Origin of the sequence: Pseudomonas caspiana (genome assembly GCF_002158995.1) — a bacterium.
GTDB classification, from domain to species: Bacteria; Pseudomonadota; Gammaproteobacteria; order Pseudomonadales; family Pseudomonadaceae; genus Aquipseudomonas; species Aquipseudomonas caspiana.
The window spans coordinates 40,607-45,578 of the sequence record NZ_LOHF01000004.1 but is presented as its reverse complement, the minus strand read 5'-3'; the positions used below and the strand labels follow the sequence as shown (position 1 = coordinate 45,578).

The window sequence follows — 4,972 nt, the reverse complement described above, 5'->3', positions numbered from 1 at the left end:
CCTTCTTCATCAGGCTGGCCGGCGGGGCTTGGGGCGGTTCGCACAGCGGGACAACTGGCTTTGACGTACACCCGCTGAGCGCCAGTAGCGACAGCAGCAAGCAGGGGTTTATTCTTTTCATCGGCTTTTGCCTGTTCCTGAGTGTGCTGCGTGTCGAGATCGAGCAGCAGCTTCTGGGTTTTCTTTCTTGATTCATTGGCAGCGGTGAGCTGCTTCACCTTTTCCCGTTCGGCATCACGATCAAGCGCGACCGCATCGCGGACTGCCTTCACCGTTTCAAGGCGAAGGGCCAGATAGGCAACACTTACCAGCAACGCCACCAGCACCCACACCCAAGCGGGAACCAGCTTAAGGACGGCCGTCACGGCACATCACGGAAGAAGATGTGACGGCCGAGTTTTAGCGTTCGCTTGGCGTTGGCCGCCCAGTCCGGAGCTTTTGGCATCGTGGTTGAGTAATAGTGTGTTGCGCCGCCAGTGGGATCGGGCTGCTTGCCATCAATGACGATTGCTGCAGCTTGTCGGGCCTGAGCGAATTGAGCTGGTGGGATCGGTACTGCCCCGCTCAAAAATGGGTAGTTCGGATCATTCTTGTTCCAGCAACTGAACTGCCAGGCCTTCTGGCACACGCCGGTATAGCCCTCCCCCCACCAATCCGGCTTGCCGTCGTTGTGCAAATCCAGCTCCACGCGGTTGCGAATGGACCAGGCCACGGCAATTTGCCCCGCTAAACCTTCCCCACGAGCTTCACCCCAGAGCGTACGGGCGAGGATGTCTCGATCTTTATCAGTGGCAATCATATTTTTCTCCAGACGAAAAAAAACCGCCCTAATGGCGGCTTAAGTGACGCGTTGACTCGTTACAGCGCGACGACCTTTAGCGCCTTGTCGGCTTTCTTCTTTTTGCCCTTGGCGTTGGCCTTACCCTTTTTGCCGCCATTGCACTCGACGGTTGTGGTCCAGCCTGCCTGGGTAACCACCTGTTCGACCGAATCCACCAGATAGCCGCCGTCCAAGCCAACCTTGAAGCCCCGAGCATCAATCTCGCGCTCGGCGACCAGGTCCGTGCGGCCCGGCATTTCCAGCCGAACACCGGCCGTGGAACGGTTGAAACCTGCCAGACGGGCCTTGGCGGCAGCTTCGGCGGCGCTCTTGTTGGGATGGATATGCCGGTCCGTGTGAATGGGCGGCAGCCCGTCCGTGCTGTCCTCGTTGTCGAGCTTGACCGTCACCAGTTGGCCTTTCTTGTCCGCGTAGGACGCCTTGACCGCCGACTTAACGTTGTCGTCACCAAGGCGGAATTGCCACCGGCTGACATCGCTACGGTTGATCACGACTACACCCAGACTCTTGCCGCTGGAACTGGCGCCACCCTGACGCGGCAGAACAATCAGCTTGTCGTCAGCGACCTTGGCCGTGCAGTCGTATTGCTTGGCCAGACGCGTGATGAAGTTCAGGTCAGACTCGCTCAGCTGGTCGGCCCGCTCGACAAGCGTCTGCACGTTGCATTCAGGTTTCCAGCCGTTGCGCGCCGCGATATCGGCCACGATCTTGGCAAGGCTCACGCCCTCCCAGCTACCGCTACGCGTCGTCTTGGCGCTGCTGCGCGTGTCGCTGGACTTGCTGCGCACGACGATGGTGTCAGGCGGGCCGGACACTTCGATTTCGTCCACGGTATAGCGGCCGATCAGCGCCAGCTTCTGGCCCTCATAGCCCAGATACACCTCCATTTTCGCGCCGCGTTTAGGCAGCGTAATGGCCCCGTCCCGGTCATCCAGACGCAATTCAAAGTCGTCAGCACTGGCCCCGGGCTTGTCGATCGTTCGCACCATCAACATCCGGTCATTGATCAGAGCAGTGATGTCGACACCGTTAGCAACGATCTTGTAGACAGGCGTCAAGGCAAACTCCAGAAATGAAAAAACCCGCACAGGGCGGGGTTTGGTGTTGCGGATTAGCGTCAGTCCCAGAGGGTGACGGCCGTGTCAGTGCTGACCTCGATGTCAGGCAGCGTAATAATCAACCCTGCCCGGAATGGTTGAGGCTCATCCGAAAGGCCTTGATTGGCGTCCAGAACAGCCTCCACCGTGCCATTCAGATGCTTGTAAAAGTGCTGACAAATCACGTCCAGGACATCACCGTCAGACGTTCTGCATATCGTCGCCATAGCGCACAAACTCCAGCGTAAAGGCCTGCTTGCGCGGGATACCGCCCTGCAGCAACGCGCTCTGTTCTTCGTTGAGGTTTACAAGGCACCAATTGCCCAGGACTTCGCCATAACCCGTGGTCAGCATCAGCGGCTGAAGCTTTTGCCCGATGCTGCGCAGGGTGTTGAGCTGCTTTAAACCGCCCTTGAAGCCCGGGAAGATCGCACCCTTGATGGTGATCTTCTCGTCACCCATACCCACCGCCTGCTGCGCCGGACGGCGCGTCAGACGCTCCTGACTGGCCCAGCGGAACGCCGTGGTACGGCTCAACTCATCAAAGGCGGCCGTGTCGAGGTTGAAGAAGTACGGCGGCGTGTTGGGTGTTAGTGGCTGCATAATCAGCAGATGAGGAAACGGCTTCACCGCCTCCGGCGCGGGCGTGCCATTGGGCGCGATATCGGCTGTCGAGAACGGCGGCGCGCCGTCAGGATTGATCTTTGCCGCCACCGAGTTGACCGCGCTTTTGAATCGCGCCGTCTGCTCGCCCAGAGCACCCACCCGCTCTTGCAGCGCAGCCGCCGCCCGGGTTGCCTTGCCATACATCGCGGCCGCCTGCCCGATCTTGGCCTGTGCCAGGCTCACAGCCCCGGTGATGCGCTGAAGCTTTGCCCCAATGGCAGGCCCGACAAAGGGGATACCTTCCAGCTCATCTGCCGCGCCGGTCATATCGCCAATCGCGCTATTCAGAGGCCCCAACATGCCATCCATGCTTTTGCGGCCAGCCTCGCCCGCTTTGACCATGGACTTGAAGCCCGACTGAGCGCTTTCCAGGTACGTCATACCACCCCCTTAGAACACCGGCTGATCGCTCATATCCCGACGCGCAACCTGCTGCGCAGTCGTAGCCAGGCGGCGCTCAATCTCAGGCATCATCTGATTCAACAGCGCGGCCGGATCTTTCGCGTCACCCTGCACAGTGATGGTGAACGTCGGTGATAACGTGATTTTCTGATCGATCTTCGGAGCCGCTGACTTCTCCGGAACCGCCTTGGCAGCAGCGGCCAGTGTCGCGACCGGCGTTTTTGTGTCGGCAACCTTGAGCGCGTTCGACACGTCCGCAAGCCCCGGCATTGCCGACGATGCGTTACGCGTAACGAGCGGCCCGTTAGGACCGGATGAACTGCCCATGCTTGCCAGACTGGGCACCGCTGGTCCCGGGCGATCTTTCATCAGCAGCGGCGTTATCGGTGCCGAGTTGCTGGCCACCGCCTCCGAACCACCAAACAAAGACTTGCTGACCGAGCCACCCAATGCCTTGCCACCCATGCTGCCCAGGGCACCACCGATCATCGCGCCAATGGCTGTACCAATGATCGGCACTACAGACCCGATAGCCGCACCGGCAGCGGCCCCGGCCAGCGTACCCACAACGCCCCCGCCCGCTTCGCCATATCCCTCGGCTTTTTCGTCCTTGGTTTTGGCGTTGTCGTACACGTCCTTGGCGTCAATCAGCCCGTCAAACAGAGCCGCAGGAATGCTGCCCTTGCCGATTCCCCCCCGCAAAACACCGAGGCCGGACGAAGACGGGACCACAGACGCCACGGCAGGGATGACGGCCTTTGGCACGGACGTCGGAGGCTTCCAGCCACTGAGCGACTTGGGAGCCTCCGCAGGGCCGCCACCGGCATACACCCGCATGCGCGGCTTGGGAGCGGAATCACTTGCAGCCGATGCGCTCACGCCGACACCGCGTCGACGCCAGCCACGCTTGCCCTTGGTCTTTTCACTGCCGCCGCCCAGATCCGGACCACCACCGCCCAGACCACCCAGCCCGCTGACAACGGCCACTTTCTGCACGACGTTGGGATTGCCCATCAGCGAGCCGCGACCAATGTTCATCAGGCCTTTGACGATCTTGAAACTGTTGTAAGCAGCGCCAATGCCCGCAATCGCTGCACCGGCGCTCAGCAACCCTGTGACCAGCGCGGGAGACTTGTCGCTAATGGCCACAACGCCTTTGGCGATTTCAGTCAGGCCGGTGGACAGCTTGTCAGTCAGCGGCCGAATCGCATCCCCGGCGCTGCGCAAGGCATCGTCCATGGCCTGCCCGGTCTCTTTCCATTTCTGCGCAGATCCGTCGCGCCGCTCGTCCAGGTTCTTGTCCAGAATCCCCGAGGCGTTGCCGGAGTCCTTTTTAAGCTGCTTGTACAGGTCCTTGTTCTGCATGTAAGCCGTCAGCGCCGCTTTAACCTGCATGTCGGCAAACAGGTCGCCGGTACGCATCGACTCTTCGAAGGCATTCATCATGGCCTTGGCTTTGGTCGGGTCAGCTTCCTTGCTGATCTTCGCCATGGCTTTGGCCATTTCCGCCGCTTTCTTCGGGTCTGTCGCCTCGACGTACTTTTGCGCCAGGGCAAAACTGGCCTCCAGCGTCGACATGCCGTTTTGCATGCCGCCGCGCATCGACTTCTGGTAATCAATGCCCGCATCCTTGTAGGCCTTGACCACATCGCCAGAACCGATTTTCTCCATCCAGTTCTTCAGGTTGTTGGCCGCCTCGTCCGAACTACCGGAGGTTTTCATCTGGACCTGAAGCATTGCACCGAGCTGCGCTACCGCGTCATTGCCGGTGATGCCCAACTTGCCCATGCCTGCCAGCAGTGTCGGAAACCAGCGCGCCATATCGGCCGCTTCAAAGCTGCCCGCCTGCCCCTGAAAGGCAATCGCCTCAAGGGCTTTTTGCATATCCTTGGGGTCAGTGATTTTGGCGTTCTGGCCCAAGGCGTTGATCATGGCCGCCGTATCGGCACCACCCGCGCCCTGCCCC

6 protein-coding genes are annotated in these 4,972 nt (G+C 60.4%); all 6 read right to left on the bottom strand.

Going from position 1 to position 4,972, the window contains the following annotated elements:
• Positions 1 to 332 (bottom strand): lysis system i-spanin subunit Rz (locus AUC60_RS06895; protein ID WP_193441846.1); only part of this gene is annotated, 332 nt, incomplete at its 3' end.
• Between the two features lie 29 nt (positions 333 to 361).
• Positions 362 to 799, bottom strand: a complete 438-nt coding sequence (locus tag AUC60_RS06890) for a cell wall hydrolase (RefSeq protein WP_087265347.1) — start codon at positions 797 to 799, stop codon at positions 362 to 364.
• A 59-nt stretch (positions 800 to 858) separates the two neighbouring features.
• A complete protein-coding gene (locus AUC60_RS06885) occupies positions 859 to 1,899 on the bottom strand; it encodes a phage late control D family protein (protein ID WP_087265346.1) in 1,041 nt (346 codons plus the stop codon).
• A gap of 59 nt (positions 1,900 to 1,958) precedes the next feature.
• Complete coding sequence (locus AUC60_RS06880) at positions 1,959 to 2,165, bottom strand: tail protein X (protein ID WP_087265345.1); 207 nt, start codon at positions 2,163 to 2,165, stop codon at positions 1,959 to 1,961.
• Positions 2,140 to 2,985: a phage tail protein gene (locus tag AUC60_RS06875; RefSeq protein ID WP_087265344.1), complete on the bottom strand. Its 846-nt coding sequence runs from the start codon at positions 2,983 to 2,985 to the stop codon at positions 2,140 to 2,142. The genes AUC60_RS06880 and AUC60_RS06875 overlap by 26 nt, the downstream gene beginning before the upstream one ends.
• 9 nt (positions 2,986 to 2,994) lie before the next feature.
• Positions 2,995 to 4,972: phage tail tape measure protein (locus AUC60_RS06870; protein WP_144443243.1), on the bottom strand; the 1,978-nt coding region annotated here is incomplete at its 5' end.

Excerpts from the sequence above, each read along its gene's own strand:
- AUC60_RS06890 (WP_087265347.1), bottom strand. The coding sequence starts at position 799 with ATGATTGCCACTGATAAAGATCGAGACATCCTCGCCCGTACGCTCTGG.
- AUC60_RS06875 (WP_087265344.1), bottom strand. The coding sequence starts at position 2,985 with ATGACGTACCTGGAAAGCGCTCAGTCGGGCTTCAAGTCCATGGTCAAA.
- AUC60_RS06880 (WP_087265345.1), bottom strand. The coding sequence starts at position 2,165 with ATGGCGACGATATGCAGAACGTCTGACGGTGATGTCCTGGACGTGATT.